Annotated in this window: 14 protein-coding genes; 5 read left to right on the forward strand and 9 right to left on the reverse strand. The window is 43.0% G+C overall.

What is annotated here, in order from left to right; translation table 11 throughout:
* Positions 1 to 16: 16 nt before the first annotated feature.
* Positions 17 to 673 (reverse strand): class D sortase, encoded by a 657-nt coding sequence (locus tag BBI08_RS13060; protein WP_008496999.1) that lies wholly within the window; start codon positions 671 to 673, stop codon positions 17 to 19.
* Between the two features lie 186 nt (positions 674 to 859).
* On the opposite strand from BBI08_RS13060, the gene BBI08_RS13065 reads away from it, so the two are divergent.
* Positions 860 to 1,453, forward strand: a complete 594-nt coding sequence (locus BBI08_RS13065; protein ID WP_008496998.1) for a CHRD domain-containing protein — start codon at positions 860 to 862, stop codon at positions 1,451 to 1,453.
* 400 nt (positions 1,454 to 1,853) lie between these two features.
* On the opposite strand, the gene BBI08_RS13070 is transcribed toward BBI08_RS13065, so the two are convergent.
* The 4 genes from BBI08_RS13070 to proB all read right to left on the reverse strand — a co-directional run bounded on the left by BBI08_RS13070 (position 1,854) and on the right by proB (position 10,457).
* Entirely contained in the window at positions 1,854 to 7,394 is a 5,541-nt protein-coding gene (locus BBI08_RS13070) for a pullulanase (protein ID WP_065528567.1), read from the reverse strand.
* A 502-nt stretch (positions 7,395 to 7,896) separates the two neighbouring features.
* Positions 7,897 to 8,172: an excalibur calcium-binding domain-containing protein gene (locus BBI08_RS13075; RefSeq protein WP_065528191.1), complete on the reverse strand. Its 276-nt coding sequence runs from the start codon at positions 8,170 to 8,172 to the stop codon at positions 7,897 to 7,899.
* Positions 8,173 to 8,375: 203 nt separating this feature from the next.
* Positions 8,376 to 9,653: a glutamate-5-semialdehyde dehydrogenase gene (locus BBI08_RS13080; protein ID WP_065528192.1), complete on the reverse strand. Its 1,278-nt coding sequence runs from the start codon at positions 9,651 to 9,653 to the stop codon at positions 8,376 to 8,378.
* Between the two features lie 18 nt (positions 9,654 to 9,671).
* The gene (gene proB, locus BBI08_RS13085; protein ID WP_008496994.1) at positions 9,672 to 10,457 is read right to left on the reverse strand and encodes a glutamate 5-kinase; all 786 of its coding nucleotides are present in this window, start codon (positions 10,455 to 10,457) and stop codon (positions 9,672 to 9,674) included.
* Between the two features lie 632 nt (positions 10,458 to 11,089).
* Here proB and BBI08_RS13090 point away from each other — a divergent pair.
* Both BBI08_RS13090 and BBI08_RS13095 read left to right on the forward strand, forming a co-directional pair.
* Positions 11,090 to 12,148 carry an LLM class flavin-dependent oxidoreductase gene (locus BBI08_RS13090; protein ID WP_008496993.1) on the forward strand — a complete coding sequence of 353 codons (1,059 nt, stop codon included), beginning with the start codon at positions 11,090 to 11,092 and terminating at the stop codon, positions 12,146 to 12,148.
* 11 nt (positions 12,149 to 12,159) lie between these two features.
* Positions 12,160 to 13,110 carry an ATP-grasp domain-containing protein gene (locus BBI08_RS13095; RefSeq protein WP_008496991.1) on the forward strand — a complete coding sequence of 317 codons (951 nt, stop codon included), beginning with the start codon at positions 12,160 to 12,162 and terminating at the stop codon, positions 13,108 to 13,110.
* A 282-nt stretch (positions 13,111 to 13,392) separates the two neighbouring features.
* On the opposite strand, the gene BBI08_RS13100 is transcribed toward BBI08_RS13095, so the two are convergent.
* Complete coding sequence (locus BBI08_RS13100) at positions 13,393 to 15,135, reverse strand: metallophosphoesterase family protein (protein WP_071349080.1); 1,743 nt, start codon at positions 15,133 to 15,135, stop codon at positions 13,393 to 13,395.
* Positions 15,136 to 15,399: 264 nt separating this feature from the next.
* The gene (locus BBI08_RS13105) at positions 15,400 to 16,287 is read right to left on the reverse strand and encodes a glycerophosphodiester phosphodiesterase (RefSeq protein ID WP_237146543.1); all 888 of its coding nucleotides are present in this window, start codon (positions 16,285 to 16,287) and stop codon (positions 15,400 to 15,402) included.
* Between the two features lie 507 nt (positions 16,288 to 16,794).
* On the opposite strand from BBI08_RS13105, the gene BBI08_RS13110 reads away from it, so the two are divergent.
* Positions 16,795 to 18,315 (forward strand): YifB family Mg chelatase-like AAA ATPase, encoded by a 1,521-nt coding sequence (locus tag BBI08_RS13110; RefSeq protein ID WP_257785808.1) that lies wholly within the window; start codon positions 16,795 to 16,797, stop codon positions 18,313 to 18,315.
* A gap of 6 nt (positions 18,316 to 18,321) precedes the next feature.
* Positions 18,322 to 18,927, forward strand: coding sequence for a transposase (locus BBI08_RS13115; protein WP_008496985.1), 606 nt, complete (start codon positions 18,322 to 18,324; stop codon positions 18,925 to 18,927).
* A 158-nt stretch (positions 18,928 to 19,085) separates the two neighbouring features.
* Here BBI08_RS13115 and istB read toward each other — a convergent pair whose 3' ends face one another.
* Both istB and istA read right to left on the reverse strand, forming a co-directional pair.
* A complete protein-coding gene (gene istB / locus BBI08_RS13120) occupies positions 19,086 to 19,829 on the reverse strand; it encodes an IS21-like element helper ATPase IstB (protein WP_008496984.1) in 744 nt (247 codons plus the stop codon).
* Between the two features lie 2 nt (positions 19,830 to 19,831).
* Positions 19,832 to 21,370 (reverse strand): IS21 family transposase, encoded by a 1,539-nt coding sequence (gene istA / locus BBI08_RS13125; RefSeq protein ID WP_008496983.1) that lies wholly within the window; start codon positions 21,368 to 21,370, stop codon positions 19,832 to 19,834.
* Between the last annotated feature and the right edge of the window lie 3 nt (positions 21,371 to 21,373).

The raw sequence follows: 21,373 nt of genomic DNA on the forward strand, positions 1-21,373 counted from the left end.
TTGAGTGTCGCTGTTTTCATGAATTTATATCGGTAATATCCACAAGTGGTGCTTCAATGATATAACGGTCAGGCGCTGCGCCGAGGAAGTTAAACGGGTAACAAGTGGTAAGTGTCAGGGTAGCTTTATCTTTTGCAACAATAACTGACCGGTCTTTTGCATCTGTAATCCAAGTCCTTTTTATTTTATATTCGTATTGAACGTCTTCAAATTGTACAAACATCGTATCGCCTTCTTTTAAATTGCCCAGTTCGCGGAATACCGTGTCTCTATGCCCCGCTAAAACGGTATGCTGCTTGCCATCTGGAGGCGTGGTGAAGTTACCGACATGATAGCCGACGCCTTGCGTTAACGTGTCGTCGTCTGTTCCCCAGTAAACCGGGTATTTTTTATCCAGAGCAGGAATTAACAACCATCCTATCTCTTCCCCCCGTGCATATTCTTCGTAATTCCGAGGGTTTGGAATTTCCTTTTTCACCAACGAAGGAGTAACTTCTTCTTGAACAAGAGCTTCTGTCGGAACAGCAACACTGTCGATTTCATTTGCTTGTGCTATATCATTTTCATCGATAGTTTCTTGGCTAGAAGACATTTCAGACAGCCATACATAGCCGTTCCAAGCGGCGAAAAGCAATCCCATCAATAAAAGCAACACACCTACTTTTTTCTTCACGGTTTCACCCCTAGTTCCATACTGGAATAGACTGATTCTATACTTCTACTCCGCATCTATTGACAAATTAAGGTATTCATTAAGGTGTTTATATTTATTTTAACAGAAAATTCTAATTTTTAAGAATACTTTGTTGTATAATATGTTATCGCCTACTGGCGAAATTTGCAAGAAGGAGAATGATCTATGAAAAAACGCTTGGCTTTACCACTCGTTTCAGTATTGGCCGTTACAGGTTTTGCCGGATCAGTTTTTGCTGCTCATGAAGGACAAGAGTTTATGGCAGAGTTGACACCAGACCAGGAAACAGCAGATGTCGAAAGCTCTGCAACAGGAGATGCATCTGTTCAGTTTAGCGAAGACGGCATGTCTCTCGAATTCACGGTAAATGCTGAGGATTTGGAAAACACGCTTGCCGGCCATTTTCACAGTGGCGCAACTGGCGAAAACGGACCTGTTGAAATAGCCTTGTTCAACAACGAGGAAGCGACAGATTACGATGGCGAAGTAGCATCGGGCACATTAAGTGAAGCCGACCTTGCCGGAGAAATGTCATGGGAAGATTTCACAAAAGCGATGGTGGCTGGTGATATCTATGTAAACCTTCATACAGAACAGTATCCTGACGGTGAACTTCGCGGGCAAGTAGAAATGGCCGAAGAAGGCGACGAAATGCCGACGACCGCTTCTAACGGACCACTTTACACGATGATTGGTGTGCTGATGGCGTTGATGGGCGGACTATTGCTAGTCGGCAGAAATCAGAAGAAAGCTGCATAGACAATTCCCTAAAAAAGCTGAACTCCTCTTTGGCTAGTCCTACACCAATGATACAAGTTCAGCTTTTTTATTGATTTTCAAAATTTTGATCGCCACGTAATGAATCTATCTCAACAAACTCTAGCCATTTCAACCATCTTCCTCCGCTACAAATATCGACCAAACACCCAAAAAATCACAAATCCCATCGCCATGAGGACGAATAAAAGAAGCGGCAGCTTTATTTTTTCCATCCCCCCAAACCCTTTCTGCTATGTATGAACGATCAAGTTGGTTTTATCTATTTATATACACGTTATTCTACATACATAAACTTCAGCACCAAAAAGCGACTGGCAGAATTACTTGGATTCTGCCAGTCGCTTTAGTGCATTTCCTACATCAAAATGAAAATTCGGTCTTAACGCTTCACTTTTTTCTTCGTTTTCTCATCCACTTTAATGACAATTGTCGTCAGCGGATCAATCTTCAATATATCTTTTGATAACGTAAAGCCGGATGGTTTGGAGACTTTTTTGGTTCCTGCTTCGTCGTTGTCTACGACAATTTCACCTTTCGAGAAATCGTAGTCGCCTAATGTGAAGTTACGGGCTTTGTTGTCCGCATTGACGAAGACGTAGTAATTTCCAGTGTTGTCGGTGGATTTATTTTCGTATGCTATGACTAAGTCGGAATCTTTCATTTCCGGAATGTCCAGTAGCGAGACGTTTTTGTCCACTAGCTCTTTTTCTCCTAGTCGAAAAGCGTTTGTCGATTTTCTTAACTCGATCAAGCCTTCTGTATAGGTGCGCGTTGTGTTGTTGACGGCAAAGTCTTTTTTGTTTGTTGCTTTTTGCCAATCAAACTGATTGATGGCATCGGAAGAATCATACGAATCGTGGATAAAGTAGCCAAACGACTTGCCCGCTTCATCTTTTAATTCGTGATATTTTTGCTCAGGTACGCCTTCGCCGAACCATTGCTTTGTCCGGCCATATTCTTGGCCAGCCTGGATAAACGCGGTTCCTTGAGACGTTAAAACGAGCGAGTTTCCGATGCGAATGCGTTTATGAATTTCAAGATTGTTTTCCGGGATTGCTGGATCTTTTTTAATGGATTGCGCAATCACATCATAAAGTGGTAAATTGTCGTGTGCAGCGATGTATTGAACCATGTCGCCCGGGTCGTCAGCGGCCGTATTGGATGGTTGGCCTTTAATGTTATTGAAAATAGTCGCTACATTGCGTGCCCCACCTGTGATAAATCGCGGCTCGCCTTCAGAGCCAAAACCAGATTTTAGTTCATTTCGCATTTCGTCTGAAAAGACGCCTACGTCATCTGTTTTATCCATCCAATCTTGATCAGCGCCCATTCCGGCAAGGTCTGGGTCTGCAATATGCCCTGCAAATGTTCGCCATCCTTCTCCAATGAATAACGCATCTGGATTGATGGCAGCTGCCGCATCGTAAGCGTTTTGAACGGACGGATACGTAGCGTCGCCCATCATATCAAATCGCATGCCGTCAATTTTGTATTCGTCAAACCAATACTTTACAGAGTCGACCATTAGCTTTTCAGCCATTGTGTGACTTGTTGCTAAGTTATTGCCAAATCCGCCAAGGAAGTTACCTTTGTCGTCTTGATACGCGTAATAATCTGGCACGATGTCGTTCAATAAACTCGTTTGCGCCGTATGCGTATAAACCACACCCAACACAACCCCCATGTCTGCATCATGAATTGCATCGATCAATGCTTTTAGTTCTTTGACGCGTAATTCCGGATCGGTCGCGTCTTGTGAATACGCACCATCTGGTGAGAAGTAATTATGCGGATCATATCCCCAATTGTATTCATTGCCAAGAGCTGAATAGTTTTGCTCTCTTTCACCCATTTTCGTTTCATCGCCAAAATACCAAGCCATAACTGGCAGCAATTGAACATGGGTGACGCCTAGAGATTTAATGTAATCCAATTTGTCGATAAACGCCGTGTACGATCCCCATCTCGACTTTAATTTCTTTTCAATAGAAGGATCTGCTGTAAAGTCACGAATATGCACTTCGTAAATCACGGCATCTTCCCGTTTTTCATAGCCGTCAATTGATGCATGGCCGAAACCTTTCGGGTTAGTTCCGCTCAAATCGACAATTGCGGCTTTCCCTACTTTATCTCCGTCTGGACCTGCCTCACCTTTCGTATTTACCGTAAACGCCGCCATTGATTTGGCGTACGGATCTAATACGTTTTTCGTAATGCCATCGTTTGTGACTTCGTATTGATAATAATACCCTTTTAAATCTTTCACACCTAATTCGCTTGGTGCAATGTCTTTTGACCAAACACCTTGTTCTCCGAGTGTTAATTCGATACTGCCAAGTAACGTCGTGGCATCTTTTTTATCATAGAAATTCGCCACGACTTTGCTTGCTTTTGGAGCCCATAATTTCAATGTTGCGTGGCCTTTTTTATACGTTGCACCGAGGTCATCGCCGTCATAAGAAAATGCTTTATCCAACATTCTCCACCCGGTAGTAGCTGACACCGTTCTGCCGGCGTACGTAACGGACAGTGGCAATTTGTCTATATTAAATTGTGCTGTGACTTCGACCGTTTTGTCTCCTGTAATTTTTGCCGCTTCTACTCCAACAGCTGTGCCGTCCGCATCTAGAATCGCTAACCCGGCTACTAATTTTTCAGAAGTTAAGCCATCTGTGCTGTTAAATCTTAAAAGAAGTGTATCTTCAGAAACAACTTCAGCCGACCCAAGACCTGATGCGACTTCATCATAAGGAGAAACGTAAACTGTATCGTCTCCTTGTTTGATCCATAAGTGATTGAATTTATCCAACAAGTTAAATGATTTATCGCCTGCATCTTTTTCTTGCGTTTTTTCATTGACCACTAAGAATCCTATTTCTTTTGCAGCTTCTGTTAACTCTATATCTGCATAAGCGCCGTAACGATCCGTTCCGTCAAAATTAACGGCGCCTGTTGGCCAGTCTTCTGAAGGAGACGCGACATCGCCCCAATTCCATATGCCAAAGTCTTCGTAGTCGCCCCCATCGCGCGTGTAATGAATACGGACTGTATTTGCTGGCAAATCTACCGGTTCGTACGTGTACACTTTGTCTGAACCTTGCTTGATCCAAATTTCATTTGCTTGTGTCGAAGAAATCGTAAAGCCTTTGTCTCCGCCGTCTTTGCCCACGTCACCTGCGGTAATATCCATGACAAGAAAGCCGATATTTTTCGCGCCGTCAGCTAATGGCACATCGATATACGCGCCGTAACTATCGGTTTTTTCAAACATCGTCGCCCCTACTGGCCAATTCGCAGAAGGAGATGCCACATCATTCCATAGCCATGCCCCGTAATTTTTATAAACATTGTCTTCGCGCTTATAGTGAATGCGGATATTGTTTTCCGGTACTGGTTCGACTTCCACTCTGCCGTCAGCTTTCGCAACACTGGTAATGTTGCCTCCTTTAACCGTTAATAAAACCGTACCGCCATCCGCTTTTCCTGGAAGTGTTAAGTCTACTTTCCCTGCTATCGCCGTATACTCGGTACCCGAATACGCATCGGTCACAACAGCGTCTGCAGAATCCATAGTTAAAGTCACCGCTTTGCTTTCTTCTGCTACGTTTAACCCAACGTAAACCTTTTGATCTTGGTAGTCACGAGAAAACAGTAGGAATTGATCTTTATCAGATCCTCCAACAAACGTGCGCTGACCCTTCGCAAATACTTTTGAATAATCTTCTCTAAAGTTTAAAATTTTGGTGTAATGAGCCAAAATTTCATTACCTTCCACTCTATCCCACGCAAAATCATAACGATTATCGTATTGTGGGTAGTTATTAGCTCCTGTTTGGCCAAGCTCTTCGCCGTAATAAATTACAGGTTGTCCTTTTGCTGTCGCTTGAAGAGTGGCTGCTACTTGTAGCTTTCCTTTATCTCCAGCAAGTGAATGGAGGAACCCTTCTTCATCATGACTTCCTAAAAACTGACCTAACGTTGCGGTATTATCCAATTTTTCATTTCGTTCGGCAAGAGACGCATTAGCCGCTTCTAAACTGCCGTTCAAAAATGACCGAGCCGTTTCTTTAAAACCAAAATCTAGCAATGAATCCATCGTGCCGGTTTCTAGGTAGCCTTGCGTATTATCAACTTTAGCGCCCCAAGCTTCACCGATCATTTTAAATTCCGGCATTTTTTCCGTTAAGGCATTTTTAAACTGCATCCACGTTGCATCTTCTACGTGTTTCACGGTATCTACACGGAAATAATCGATGGTATTGCCATTTTCTGTCGTCGCTTTTTCAATCCAATCGGTTTGCCAATCGATAATTTGTTCGCGAACTTTTGGATCTTCCGTGATAAAGTCTGGAAGTCCTGCTAGTTCACCGACCACTTCATCTGTGCCTACGTCCGCGCCTTGACGAAGCAAATCACTAAATCTTTCCCGGTCGGCATCTGACGTATAGCCCGCTGGTTGGTTGGTGATTGAACCGTCCATTTCTTTTAAGCCGTATCCTGTGTGATTGACCACCACATCGACCATAATTTTCATGTTGCGGTCGTGTGCCCCGTCAATCAGATCATGAAACTCTTCCATCGTGCCAAAATGCGGATTTAACTCCCCAAAATTATTGGCCCAATAACCGTGGTAACCATAATACGGTTCTGACGTTTCATAATAACGAACATCGTATTTAATGTTTTCCACAACCGGACTAATCCAAATCGTATTGACACCAAGCTCATCTAAATAATCCAGCTTGTTCGTAATGCCTTTAAAATCGCCGCCTTGGTACGTACCACGCGACTCTGTATCGTAATTTAAATCGTATGGGTCATTATTAGACGTATCCCCATCAAAAAATCGGTCCGTTAACATAAAGTAAATCACAGACTCGTCCCAGTCAAAATCTCCTTCTCCGACTGACTGTCTCGTTTTCACTTCTACTTCTGCCGTTCCTTTATACAAATTGCCATAAGCATCCGTCACAGTTAACGGAATCACCTTTGTACCTGCCGCTATATCATCATCTACTGCAATTGATACTTCTTTTACGGTCGGATCAATTTCTAGTCCAGCAGATCCACCTAAAAGCGAAGTATCCGCAACAATTTTTGTGATTTTCACGTCTTCTGTTACCCCTTCAATATCAACCCTTAATACCGCGTTTTGATTATAATCGATGGCTGACGGAGCTACAGTTCCGCTCACTGTTAAATCCGCTTGGTTAAATACAAGCGTCGACACACCGTCCACCGTATTGTAAGGATCCGTTACTTCCGTTGTCACACCCGCTTTTGTCACGAGGTATGTATAAGGTTGTTCACCCGTCGGAATATTATTCGCTAAAAACACAAACCGCTCATTTTCCGGTTCATACGTCATTTCATGCGTTTCGCCATCAAACTGCAACTCAACTTTTTCAATCGTATTCATTGCGTCCGCTGAGAAAAGTTCTTTGTCACGGTAATAAAACATGGCGTCTCCGTTATCAATAACAGGCGCCGATCCATCAGGTACAATGCGAATCTGTTCTTTTCCACTCGTGACAAAAGCTTTTGTCAAAGAATCATTTTTATTCACCTGGATAAAACGATCCCCAAATTCTTTTTCTGCTGTATTCCAATCTTCTGTGCTGCGCAAAACAAATCCAAATTCTTTTGTTTCTGGCGCCACGGCAATATGAGCGACAGCCACCCCACCGTCATACGAATCAAAATTGATTTGATCATTGACTCTGCCCGTATTCCACGCCCAAATGTTCCAGTTTTCGTACGTTTGATCGTCACGAATATAAGACAAACGCACCTCTCGTTCGGTCGTCGCTGTCGAATCTTCAGCCTGTACCGGTTGAACTTGTACAAACGGCATCCAAGTACTCATAACCAGCAATAACACCAACACCATTAAAAATTTCTGTTCTAATTTCTTGCTCATCTTCACGCTGTCATCTCCTCCTCTATTTGCTTTAGAATAGCCTTTAGATTGACAATAAATCCTCCTTTTATGAGTGAGACATCTCTTTCTAACTTTTGTGCAAACGATTGCACAAAAGGGCGAAATCGCTTATTTTTTTTGATGAGCGATTGCTTCTGGCTGAGTAAGTTCACAATTGTAAGCGTTTCCAAATTATTACTGGTAATTTTACATCAAATTTTTGTAAACAGCAACAGAAAATTTGAATTGGTGGTTTTGGGGGATTGTGGCTTTAACGCGGGTGTTCGTGATGCTTACATGAAGTTTCTTCTTTTTAACCCGGGTGTTTGCACTTCTTACATGAATTTTTTGCTTCTTTACATGAACTTTTTCTTCTTTTACCGAGATTTCTTACTCAACCAAAAAAACTGCACCTCGGTTATGGTTAACAACCGAAGTGCAGTTTGAATTTAATATAATAAGTGAGATTAAATCGTTTCACTCAAGAAGTTGCCTTGAACCCCTACTTCTCACAAGCAATCAAATCTTTATCGCGATCACTCTTTTTATTCGCATCATACAAAGCTTTCGACACAAACGGCTTGTGTTTTGTTTTGCCGCCTTTGTTTTTCACTTTTGAAGTGCGAGCAATACCGCCTTTGTAGACTTTGTTGATGGCTGTACAGTTTTCATAGGTTTTTACTTTTACTGCTGCTGCATCAGTTGGCATAGGTGCTGCGCTGACGGTAAAACTAGCGACTAGCATTAAAGACATGATAGCAAATCCGATTTTCTTCATCGTCTATTCCTCCTATTTTTCGTTGCTAACTCCACAACAAAAAATCCATATATTGTTAGCTAATTTAGTTTACCAGTCTTTTATATCCAGTACTATAGCCTTAAAATAATTATTTTGAACCAAAACAAAAAAAGGCCTATCCTCGAAAGTCCGTAGATACGACTTTTCGGGATAGCCCTTTTTAAACTAGAGGGATGACAGAATTATTTCGTTTGTCCATTACCTCTAACAATGTATTTCGTTGACGTCAGTGCTGGCAATCCCATTGGACCGCGCGCGTGAAGTTTTTGCGTACTGATGCCAATTTCGGCACCAAAGCCGAATTCGTAGCCATCGGTAAAACGTGTTGACGCGTTGTGGTATACAGCTGCGGCATCGACTTCATTGAAGAATTGTTCGACACTCGGTGCATCCCCTGAAATGATGGCTTCAGAGTGTTTTGTGCCGTAGCGATTGATGTGTGTTACAGCCTCATCGACTGTTTCCACCACTTTAATGGCCACTTCAAATCCTAAATATTCTTTTGCCCAATCTTCATCTGTCGCTGGTGAAATCGTTGAAGACAGTTGTTGCACTGTCGCATCTCCGTGGATTTTCACATCGTGTTCTTCTAAAGCAGTTACCAGTTCAGCAAGGTGCTCTGCTGCCCATTCTTTATGAACCAGAATGCTTTCGCAAGAATTGCAGACTGAAGGACGTTGCGTTTTAGCATTAATCGCAATATCTATCGCCATTTCTACATCTGCTGTTCCATCAATATACAGATGGCAATTGCCCGCTCCAGTTTCGAGTACAGGTACTGTCGCATTTTGAACGACTGTTTGGATGAGTTTTGCGCCACCACGTGGAATCAAGACATCCAAATAATCATTGAGTTTAAACATTTGAGACGCTGTTTCTCTGCGTGTGTCTTCTAGCAATTGAACTGCTTCTACCGGTAGTTTGGTTTTTTCCAATGCGCGGCGAATTGTTTGAACGATTGCTTTGTTTGAGTTTATGGCAGTTGAACTACCACGCAAGACAATTGCGTTTCCTGTTTTTAGGCACAGGCTTGAGGCATCAACGGTTACGTTAGGACGCGCCTCATAGATCATTCCGACGACACCGATCGGTACACGGATTTTTGTCATCGACAGTCCATTGGGCTGCTCCCATTTTTCGAGGGTTTCTCCGATGGGGTCATTTAATTGGGTTAATTGGATCAGCGCATCTGCCATGTCTTTCAAACGGGCTGCATCTAGCGTTAAGCGATCCACTAACGACTCGTTCATCCCTGCTTGGCGTCCGGCCGCTACATCTTTCGCGTTTTCATCCAATATAAAAACTTGTTCTTCTAGTAAATGCGCTGAAATGGCTTCCAACGCCTCATTTTTTTCGGCTGTCGTAGCTTTCGCTAGGTGGAAAGCGGCCTCTTTTGCTTTTTGTGCTTTCGTGATCAATTCGGTTTCTGTCATGCGTTCTTCTTTTAAAAGTTCAGTCATTCTGTGTCCCCTTTCGATTTATAAAGTTACTAATACTTTCGGTTCGACTAATGGCCCAATATATGTGCCGTCGCCTTTTCCTTCAAAAATATCAACCAGTTTTTCACTGCCTTCTCCAGATCCGATAAACACTTGGATGTCTGCATCTGCTGCAGTTTTTGCAGCTTCTACTTTCGATTTCATCCCGCCAGTTCCAACGCCTGAAGCGCCTTCTGAGGTTGCTGCATTTTCCATCTCTTGATGAACTTCTGTGAGGAATGTATATTTTTCAGCATGTGGATTTTTCATTGGGTTGTCTTGGTAGATGCCATTAATATCTGTCAAAATCATTAAAAAGTCTGCGTCTATGAGCTTGCTGACTAAAGCGGATAACATGTCATTGTCTCCAAACGTCAATTCTTTCATAGCGACCGAATCATTTTCATTGATGATTGGCAAGACGTCACGCTCCAACAAATTGGATATCGTGGCATTGGCGTTTTTGTATAGATCTTTCGTCAATAGCAATTGAGCAGCGACGATGCTGTGCTTTTTGCATTCATCTGCGTAAGCTTGTAACAATAACCCTTGGCCAACAGCTGCAGCGGATTGCTTATCAACCACTTTGTCTGGACGTGATAAATATCCAATACTTTTAAATCCTGCAGCGACTGCGCCTGACGAAATCAACACCACTTCATGGCCTTGTTGTTTCAAGCGTGCCAATGCTTCTACATGTCCACGGAGTTTGCTAATTGACAATTTCCCATTCAAATCCGTCAACGAGCTACTACCGATTTTCACTACGATTCGTTTTTTCTCCACTAACTATCATCTCCTATTTTAAATAAAAAATTTCTCCTCTTTTTTAAAGACGGAAAAACGTCGATTCTAAGCATGTTTCCAATTAAAGATTGTCATCAATCTACCGAAATTAGATACGCTGCTACGATTTTCTATTTAACGTAATGGACCAAATAGACCTGGTGAAAATATGTGTACTAATTTTAAAAATGTGATGAGCGCATAACCTTGCATAGATTTTAAAACCGTACTTGTGGTCTTCCCTTTAAATCTAAGCATTTCCCCACCAGTGTTTCGCAACGTTCGGTATTGTTTAACGATCTACACTAAAGACCGTTAAACAAAAGAGTAAGTAGCAAGATTAACATACATTTTTCCTCTTTCCAAATTTTCTCCAGTTTTTAATGGGCTTCTTTAGCTGTCAAAGTCTTATGTACGTAAGGGCTCCACGTTTTTTAAAAAAAGTTTAATTTTTTGTGATTTTGCGGTGTAATCGCTCGACATCCACTCCATATAGAGGAGATTTTGTGGAAAATTAAATTAAAACCAAGTTTACTGGTAAGAATTGAAGGTTTTATTGTATAATAGTTCTATTCGCTAATTGAGTGAATTTTGCAACAGTCTAATTTTCTAGTGAAAGGGATGAATGATAGATGAAATATGGATTTTGGCTGCCGATTTTCGGCGGATGGCTACGCAATGTAGAAGATGAACAGATGCCAACCACGTTTGACTATGCAAAAAAAGTCGTGCAATCGGCCGAAAAATGGGGCTACGACACAACCTTGATCGCTGAACTGAATTTGAATGATATAAAAGGAATGGAAGCCGATTCGTTAGAAGCTTGGTCAACAGCCGCTGGACTTGCTGCTGTGACAGAGAAAATCGAAATCATGACAGCCATACGTCCCGCTTTTCATAACCCAGCGGTCACAGCGAAAATGGCGGCGAATATTGACCGAATTTCCAATGGTCGCTTTACGTTAAATGTGGTATCGGCGTGGTGGGCAGAAGAAGCTCGTCAATACGGCGGGGAATTTACCGAGCATGACGAACGTTATGACCGGACAGATGAGTTTTTGCAAGTCGTTAAAGGCATGTGGACAGAAGAAGTGTTTTCATTTAAAGGAACATACTATGATGTCCAAAATGCGCGTTTGGCACCAAAACCCGTGCAGCGTCCGAACCCAATTTTATATGCTGGAGGCGAAAGCCCGCGTGGTAAAAAATCAATTGTTGACGCTTGCGACGCCTACGTCATGCATGGCGGCACAGTAGAAGAAATCGCAGCAAAAATCGAAGACATGAAAAACTTGCGACAACTTGCTGGGAAATCCCCGCTACAGTCATTTGGCATGGCCGCTTATGTCGTGTGCCGCGATACGGAAGAAGAAGTAGCCGCAGAATATGCCCGCATTGTCGATATGAAAGACTCAAGTGGCTATGTCGGCTATGACGATTTCGTCAGCAAATCCCAACTTGAACAACAAGTAAAACTAGAAGATTATTCTGTCTCCAACCGTGGCCTTCGTCCGAACTTGATCGGCACACCCGAACAAATCGCTGAGCGGATCTTAGCTTACGAACAAGCTGGACTGGATTTACTGTTGCTGCAATTCTCACCGCAACTAGAAGAAATGGAACGCTTTTCAAAACAAGTCATGCCACTCGTTGAAGAAAAACGCCAAGCGCTCCAAACGCTTACCAACTAAGGAGGATACTTATGACTGAAAAAATTTATGTGATACACGAAAACGAAGAATGGACGACGCACTTATTCAAACGATTAGACGAATTGGAATTACCGTACGAAGATTGGTTTATCAATGAAGGATTAGTGGATTTAAACGACGTCCCTCCTGAAGGCGTCTTTTACAGCCGCATGAGCGCCTCATCTCATACGAGAGGTCATCGTTTTGCACCGGAAATGGCTGATTCTCTGCTCGCCTGGCTTGAGCACCACGGCAGAACCGTCTTTAACGGCACGCGTGCGCTTCGCCTAGAAGTCAGCAAAGTCAACCAATCCATGGCGCTAAACGCAGCTGGTATCCAAACACCAAAAACAATTGCCGCAAATGGCCGCGCGCAAATTATCGAGGCTGCTGAAAAATTAGACGTACCGTCGTTTATCACCAAACATAACCGCGCTGGCAAAGGACTCGGGGTTCGCTTGTTCCACTCTATTGATGCACTAAAGGAATATCTAGACAGTGAGGATTTTGAGCCATCTATTGACGGCATCACGCTAATCCAAGAATACATCCAAGCCCCCGAGCCGTTTATCACGCGCTGTGAATTTGTCGGTGGAAAGTTTGTCTACGCGGTACAAGTGGATACTTCAGAAGGATTTGAATTATGCCCAGCCGATGCTTGCCGCATTGATGATCTGTTTTGTCCTGTGGGCGAACAAGTGGCAGAAAAACCGAAGTTTCAAATCGTGGAAGGGTTCAATGATCCGATCATCGAAAAATACGAAAACTTCCTTCGCGACAACGATATCGCTGTAGCGGGAATTGAATTTATCCGTAATAGCGATAGAGATATTTTCACATACGATGTTAATACCAATACGAATTACAATGCAGATGCTGAAGCGGTTGCAGGTAAATATGGGATGTTGGAATTGGCGCAGTTGCTTGGGAGTCAGTTGAAAAAATCCGAAACAGCCGTGTAACGACAAACGCAGAAGCTGTGGAACGGCTTGTCTTATATGGCATCCTCTTGTTATTTACCAAACTAACAAACGCCATCCCCCACGAAATTATTGGGGATGGCGTTTTTCTGTGTATATTTTTTGCTTTCCTGCTCTCAGAGAACCGCACAATTCATGACAATTCCACTTCCTGCATAAAAAGAAAAACTCCATTCCCCCTAGAACCTTTCGTTCACGGGAATGGAGTTTCTTTGTCATTTAATTTAAGCGTTGTTTATTTCCGAAGAGCGCGATCTCAAAAAACTACCTTGTCAAACTCACGTCCTTCGAACTATTAGCCGGAACCGTAACTTCCATTTCAATCAGCTGTTTTGTTCCATATACATTGTTTTCGATGATCTGGCCATTAGTCGCTGTGTATGACCCAGGCTTCATATAAAACGGGAGATGAATCGTAACTTCTTTATTTAGACGATTTGTTACGGTTGCGGTTTGTGTGACTTGTGTTCCATCGTTAGGCAGGGAAAATTTGTTTTCAAATGAAACCACACCTGCTGCTGTATTGCCTTCTTGATAGACCGGCATCGAGCTGTCGGTACCTTCGTATATATAGGAATTAAAATCCTCACTGCCTAGCTCTTTTTGGAATACGCGGTAACCTACCCAAGGCGTCGCTGACAGTTCAATCGATGCTGTCGTTGAGTATAAAATCCCGTCTTGTTCTGTAATGTTGTCAATGTGGGTATGGCCATGCAGCGCAATGTTCACTTTGTTTTGTTTCATGATGTCGATCAATTCATATGCGCCTTCCCCGTGCCATTGCTGGTCATACTGGATGCCAAGTTTCTCACCTTTTATCAAGGTAGAAAGATTTTGCGGATTGTGTTGTGCGTCGTATTCGTTCCAGTATTCACTGACCTCGGGATCGCTAGATGGCCAGATGTCCTTATCACGCCAAATCGGGTTGTGATGAGAAAATAACCCTCTTACTTGGTTGCCCGAAGCGGTTTGTCCGTTTTTTTCTAAATCTTGTTGGATCCAGTCCATTTGTTTGTCTCGAATTTGGCCACCCCATGTCGGAACTGAAAGGCTCCCGTGCCCTTGGCGGTCGAATTTATGCCAATCAAAAGAGTTGTACCCAATCATGTGCGCATAAGAACCGTAATCAAATGAAAAGTATTGCGGTCCAAAATATTGTTCCCAGTATTTAGCCCCATCCGCGAGTGTCGCATCTTGTGCGTATAAATCATGATTTCCGGGCACGATATAGACGGGCACATTAAATTTCTTTAACATTCGATAGGTTTCTTCATACTCGTAAATGTATTCTTGCGGATTCATTTGGCCAAACATTAAATCCCCTGTCATTACAACAAAGTCAGGCTTTAACAAATTGACTTGTTTGATCGTTTTTTGCAAATACAGCCAGCGTTTAGACTCGTCTGGGTTCCACATTCCCGCTTCCGTTACGTCGGCCGGATCAGAAATGTTTCTCGGTGAACCAACATGAATATCTGTTAAATGGATAAAGGTAAAGTCTTCTTTAAACTCATTTACCACCTTTACCGAGTTAGGCTCCTCATCTTTCACATGCATATTGTTTGCTGTATATGAGATTTCCAGATCATATAAATTTTCTGGAATGTCCCCTGGAATAGAAACGGTCACGTCGTAGATAGAAGAACTGTTTTTCCAATGGTATGAGCCTTTTTCTACACTTTTCACTGGCAACGTGAACTCACCTTCCACACCCGAATTTTCCGTTTGATTGATTTTCACATCCCAGTCTTTAGGCTCTTTGCCTTTCGTGTCCACTTGAACGGTTAAACTTGTACCTTTCTCTTTGATGGCAGGAGTCGCAAGTAACGGATAAATGATCTTGTCAACTTTTGTATCAATTTCGATCGATTGATTTTGATTTAAATAATGTGCTGAGTTTCCAATACCTCCATCCTGTGTATTTACACTTGATACGGCATATACATATGCAGCTGGAATCATCAGTAAAACCATCATTACTATTATTACCTTTTTTCTTCGGTTCATTTGAAGCACTCCCTTCAATATCGTCCAGCGTTAAGTTTAGCTAGATTTTATTAAGGGCTGATTACAGCAATATAAATGTTGTGTATGGGTTGTTTTTGTTTCCCAAGGAAATCGTACACAAACAACAAAACTCCATTCCCCTAGTTCTCGGGAATGGAGTTTCTTTGTATAAATTGAATTGTTCCGCTCACAGGGGCGCAGTTTTTGAGGCACGATTTTAAATTATCTCTGAAACAGGGAAGAGATTTTTTATCACAGAATTCATCATTTTAAACTGCTAACAGCTTCAATATCATTCGTGAAGATACCGTTTGCTCCCCAGGATTTCAGCTTCTCTCCTTCTGCCAGTCTGTCGACAGTAAAAAGGTGGACCAATAAGCCTGCTCTTCTTGCAGCAGCAATATATGCGTCGTCCGCATTCTTATGACTGACTCCAATACCGACGGCATATTCCCTATATAACTTGAAAGTCTCAGGGGAAGGGATTTCTTGCTCCAAGTTGTCTGTCAATTGTATGAGTGGTATATCGTCGTCCAATTCATGAATCGTTTTCAAACTGTCTGCGCTAAACGACTGGATAATTACATGACCTTTCGGGAGAGACTCTTCCAACAATCCATATTGATAGAGCAATTCCAGCAAGTCCTCTTCCATTCCTTCACTTTTATCCGGCTGCTTGGTTTCAATGTAATAATTGGTACTGTCACCGAAAGCTGTAAAGATTTCCTCGAGGGTCGGAACTTGAATGCCTACGTACTCATCTTTCGCTCTGTCCGGTTTTTCGGCATTAAACCAGGAACCTGCATCCAGTTTTTTAATGTCCGCCAAGTCCATTTCCGCTACTTTTCCACTGCCATCGGTCGTGCGATCAACAATATCGTCATGGAAGGCAACCAGAACACCATCTTTTGTCATCTGTAAATCAATTTCAATAAAATCTTCGTCCATATCTATCGCCATTTGATAGGATGCCAAAGTATGCTCAGGCGCAATTGCACTTGCACCCCGATGAGCAATCAAAAGAAAGGAATTTTCATCTAGTAAAGCAGAATGCTGATCATTTTTACTAGTATCCTTTAAAATATAAACAGCAGCACAAATCATCACTACCACTAGAACAATTAACAACTTTTTCAATATCATCACCATCATTCACATTACAGAATTGAAACTTTAAAAGCAATAAGAGATGAATCTTAAAGTGATAAATAGCGTGAAGTATGCGCAGAATGCGGAGTAGAAAAGAACGTGGAGAATATCGAGCCGCCGGTGATGTAGGAATGGCGCAATTAGATGGAAAATGCCGGTACAGTTGATGGTTTCCAGCAGTTCCCAGATGTTCCCTGTGTATCCGAAACTTACTACTATTTGAATATTTCGATAATTATACAGAGGCCAAGGCCCGAAACCGTTGCGGTTCCTGGGCAAGGCTTTTATCGCATTCAATTGTTGTGAATACACTGAATCGTCTTTGACACAGGGGCGCGTTTTAATTTCTTCTATGATAATTTCAGAATAGCATATTTACTGGATGAGCGAATGAACTCTTCTGGAGTTCTTTTTTGATTTCAGATTATTTAGACAACCTTCTCACTTTCCCCTATACTGAAACGGTACGCAACTATTCCAAAGAAAAGAGGGATTCTCATAAGCAATTATATTTACAGTGTCGGCATGAGCGGATTGACCGGTCAGGTGATTCGTGTTGAAGCAACGGTTCGTGAAGACAAAGAACAATGCATTATTATTGGCTTACCCGACGTGTCGATCAAGGAGTCGCGCGAACGGATTTTAAATTGCTTACACGCATTAAAAAAAGATATCGACATGAAGAAAATTACCATTCACTTATCCCCTGCCGATGTGAAAAAGCAAGGTACTTCGTATGACGCGGCGATGCTTTTGGCAGTGTTGCAGGCGATGGCGAAAAAACCGTTGGACATCCCCGATAAGACTTGCTTTATTGCTGCGCTAACGTTGAACGGTGAACTGACGACGTTTCACAGTATGATCCCAACAATCCATCAAGCCATTTTACTCGGCTTTAAACGCATTTACATCCCACCCATTGAAATCTCCCTTTTTGCACAAGCTGCGGATGTTGAATTGATTCGTATGCCGGACATGCCCTCTTTACTTTCCCACTTAGCCGGAAAGACTTCCCTGTTTGATGAAGACCTCACACTGTTAACACCAGAAACGTTCTACGAAGACACTGAAAAAGTTCCTCATGTGTGTTTTTCCGCCATTCGAGGTCACGAGGAAGCGAAGCGCGCGCTATTGCTTGCGGCAGCTGGTGGTCATCATGTGTTGATGAGCGGTCCACCGGGTTGTGGAAAAAGCTTACTCGCTAATGCCTTTCATACGATTTTGCCCGATTTGGCGCATGATGAAATGTTAGAAGTTTATAGCATTTATCAGCTGGCCAAGCAAGCTCGTTCGCTGTCGGAGCGTCCACCATTTCGCAGTCCGCATCATTCATCTTCTGAAGGTGCGATTATCGGCGGCGGTCGTTTCCCGAAGCCCGGCGAAATGTCGCTGGCGCACCGGGGAGTCCTATTTTTAGATGAGTTGGGTCATTTTCCAAGGCGCGTAATTGATACGTTACGTCAGCCTCTTGAAAGTGGATTTGCCGTGGTGAATCGCGTTGAAGGATCCGATCAATTTCCTGCAGCCATCAACTTGATCGCCGCGACCAATCCGTGTCCGTGCGGTTATTACGGATCCCATGAAAAATATTGTACGTGCGGAGATAAAGCTCGCTTAAAGTATATGCAAAAAATCACCGGCCCCATACTTGACCGCGTGGATTTTGTGCTTGAGATGAAAAACCAAGGCGTGTTGGCTCAATCGACCGCTGTTACGTCTGATGAACTGCGCATGCTAACAACAGTTTCACGCACTCGGCAACGCGTTCGTTACGGCGCTAACTACACGAATGCCATCGTACCGATTAAGTTGTTTGAAGACAAAACGACTTTTTCACCGGCACAACTAGCACGAATCGAAACGGTCAGTTTCCAGGAAAAGCTAAGCAGCCGTGCCACGATGAAAATTCTTCGATTGGCGCGAACCATTTCCGATGTCGCAGACGAAGACCACGTAACAGATGCCGCCATTGACGAAGCATTGGGCTGGAAAATCAGTGCGTCTCAAACGCATCGTTCGCTGATGAGGTAGAGCAGAATGACGCGAAAACGAGCGTTCAACCCTCATTCTTATTACCATGTCATCATGCGTGGCAATAACCGGCAACCGATTTTTAAAACAAAAGAAGATATGTTTGAGCTCAAGCGGACATTTCAACATATTTATGTAGATTACCCGTTTAAAATTTTGGCTTATTGTTTTATGACCAACCATTATCACATTTTGATCAAAGCCGAGCATGATCCTCTTCATAAAATCATGGGTCTGGTCAATCGCCGGTATTCCATGTCCTATGCCAAGCGTTATCGCCACATTGGACGAATATACCAAAAGCGCTATTTCGCGAAAGAAGTCGATTCGCGTCTTGGCCTTCTCACGGTCAGTAGTTATATCCACCGCAACCCGATTCAAACCAAAAAGCCGATGGTGGAGCGATTGGAGATGTATCCGTATAGTTCGTTTCCGTTGTATTGGGACGAGTCACTTCCAGCTCCGGCTTTTTTAGACCGAGAACTGTTGAAAAGCTTGCTGCCGGAGCCGTTCGAGAAGAACAACACAGCCTATTGTATGTATTGCCTGACTTATGCGCAGAACGCGGAAGAAGATCTGCATGTGGAGGATATGGAGCCACCGGTGATGTAGCGTTGATCATTTGCTCTTCTTGTATAAAGACATGACAGAGTACCGTTTCGGACAAAAAATAATACCACTCCGGACAGATTTTAGTACCACCTCTGCCATCGCAGTACCAGTCCATTCCTGACCAGTGAAAGACCGCCAGATTGACGGTCTTTCACTGGTCAGGAATGGAGACCTAATCGTTCACGCATCGAAATCTTACCATCGACTAAAATATTATGCGAACTATGAATAATTCGATCGATAATCGCATCTGCTAGAGTGGACTCTCCGATCTGTTCATACCAGCCAGCGGTATCGAATTGCGAACAGAAGATGGTGGAACTCGTCATATGACGGCTTTCGACGATCTCCAAGAGGTCGCGGGCTTGCATTTCATCTAAAGATACGAGAAGCCATTCGTCCAAGATCAACAGTTTGATTTTCCGGTAGACTTTCATCGTCTTCTGAAAGGTACCGTTTAACCTAGCTACAGCCAACTCATCCAATAATTCGGGAAGTCGCACATACCGGACGCTATAATTGTTACGACATGCGCTGACGCCTAAGGCGCAGGCAAGATACGATTTTCCATTACCAGAGGCGCCTTTAATGATGACATTCTGGTTTTCACCCACAAAGTTACAAGTCGATAGTTTTGTGATAAATGCTTTATCAAGCTTTCTATCATCGTAATAGAGTAAATCTTCCACGCAGGCCTGGCTCATTTTGAACTGCGCATTTGTCATCAGCCGATGGAGTCGAGAATTCTGTCGTCTTAGCCATTCTCCGTCGATCATCAACGATAGACGATCGTCAAAAGACAGGTCTTTGAAAGCAGGATCGCTCATCTGATCCATATACATCTTCTCCATCGAGTAGAGCTTGAGTTCATTGAGTTTCTGTAAAGTAGATTCAACTGTCAATTTTATTTCCCCCTGAAATAATCAGCGCCACGGACAAAACCGTGCTGTTCTGATAGTTTTTTAGATTTTGGTTTTACAACTTTGCTAGGTAGCTCTCTCTCGGTCTTCAAAATTGTTTTCATATTGTTGAGACTCACCCGTGGAGAGACAGACAAGGATTTTTCACAAGCTTGTTCAAGTTCCTTTAAGCTATAAACATCGCCCAATTTCAAGATTCCCAGACAGAGTTTCAATGCCTGTTTCTCGTTTGTGGAATCTTTCAATACCGTCTGGATGACCGTCTCTGTAAATGGTCCGACGGACCCTCCCCAGTCTTTAAAGTGCTGCGGTGTGAAGGTCACAAACTGCTGATGTTTAGGTGGCATATGTTCATGCACAGTCAAGGTTTGGCCAGCTTTACCGAATAGTCTTTTGTGGCTGGCAATCCGAAAATTGTTGTAATGGACCTCCACCATCGTCCGGGTAAGACGTATTTCAACTTTATGTTTGATATATTCATAAGGGACAGAATAGAACATCTCATCGATACAGATGTGATAATCTAATTGTACAGTGGCTTTCTTCCACAAAGCCATCTCGTATCGGGAAGCCGGCAGACCAATCAGTGAAAACTTTTCTTCCTCTTGAAAAGCGTCCAATCGGCTTCCTTTTCTTTTTTGAAAAGGTCTTGCATTGAATTCATCGAGCTTTACCCTTACTGCCTTATTCAACTCATCCAGCGAGAAGAATCGCTCGTTTCTTAGAGATGCGATAATCCAAGTTGCGATAATTCCTACGTTTCTCTCCACATTTGGTTTGTCTTTTGGGTGGCTGACACGTGCAGGGATGACAACGGTCTGATAGTGCTCAGCTAATTCCTGATAAGTCTTGTTAATGACTGGTTCATAGCTAGAGGACTTGTCAACTCCGGTCCATAGATTATCAGGCACAAGTGTCCTAGCCACTCCTCCCATGTACTCGAACGCATGAATATGTGCAGTCACCCAGCTCAAAGAATTCATCGAAAAAAATCCTTCCGCATAAGAGTATGAACTACAGGAGAGCGATGCTACAAATAGCGATACCTTATGGTATTCGCCTGTTTCCCTATCTACAACTCGCATCGGATCACCCGCCCAATCCACTTCTAAAATTTCCCCAGGCTTTCTGCGAATGCGCATCGTCGCTTTGTTAGTCATCGCAAATCCACTATACGCTCGACAGAACTGGCGGTAGCTGTACGGAATCGTTCCTTCGCTGCGGCATTTGTATACATACTCGCTCCAAAGCAGAGATAGTGTCACGCCAGACTTTGCCATCTCTTTGTGGATATAGTCCATATCTGGTAAATTCCTTTCTTCAGATATGAACTTCTCTGGAAACATCAGCTTTTGGATCTGTGTATCATCCAGGTCGTCAGGCAACGGCCAACTTAGTCCATGTTGCTCAGCTCGTTCAAGAACTTCATTGATAGTGACACGTGAACATCGACAACTTGATGCGATACTCCTCTTAGAGATTCCCTGGGAATGGAGCCGAAGGATCTCACGATATTTGACCATAGA

It is taken from the genome of Planococcus halocryophilus, assembly GCF_001687585.2.
In the GTDB taxonomy this organism is placed as follows: domain Bacteria; phylum Bacillota; class Bacilli; order Bacillales_A; family Planococcaceae; genus Planococcus; species Planococcus halocryophilus.

What these genes read in the sequence shown, in the direction of transcription:
- BBI08_RS13065 (WP_008496998.1), top strand. Translation starts at nt 860, where the DNA reads ATGAAAAAACGCTTGGCTTTACCACTCGTTTCAGTATTGGCCGTTACA.
- BBI08_RS13070 (WP_065528567.1), bottom strand. Translation starts at nt 7,394, where the DNA reads ATGAGCAAGAAATTAGAACAGAAATTTTTAATGGTGTTGGTGTTATTG.
- BBI08_RS13075 (WP_065528191.1), bottom strand. Translation starts at nt 8,172, where the DNA reads ATGAAGAAAATCGGATTTGCTATCATGTCTTTAATGCTAGTCGCTAGT.
- BBI08_RS13080 (WP_065528192.1), bottom strand. Translation starts at nt 9,653, where the DNA reads ATGACTGAACTTTTAAAAGAAGAACGCATGACAGAAACCGAATTGATC.
- BBI08_RS13090 (WP_008496993.1), top strand. Translation starts at nt 11,090, where the DNA reads ATGAAATATGGATTTTGGCTGCCGATTTTCGGCGGATGGCTACGCAAT.
- BBI08_RS13095 (WP_008496991.1), top strand. Translation starts at nt 12,160, where the DNA reads ATGACTGAAAAAATTTATGTGATACACGAAAACGAAGAATGGACGACG.
- BBI08_RS13100 (WP_071349080.1), bottom strand. Translation starts at nt 15,135, where the DNA reads ATGAACCGAAGAAAAAAGGTAATAATAGTAATGATGGTTTTACTGATG.
- BBI08_RS13105 (WP_237146543.1), bottom strand. Translation starts at nt 16,287, where the DNA reads ATGATGGTGATGATATTGAAAAAGTTGTTAATTGTTCTAGTGGTAGTG.
- BBI08_RS13115 (WP_008496985.1), top strand. Translation starts at nt 18,322, where the DNA reads ATGACGCGAAAACGAGCGTTCAACCCTCATTCTTATTACCATGTCATC.
- istA (WP_008496983.1), bottom strand. Translation starts at nt 21,370, where the DNA reads ATGGTCAAATATCGTGAGATCCTTCGGCTCCATTCCCAGGGAATCTCT.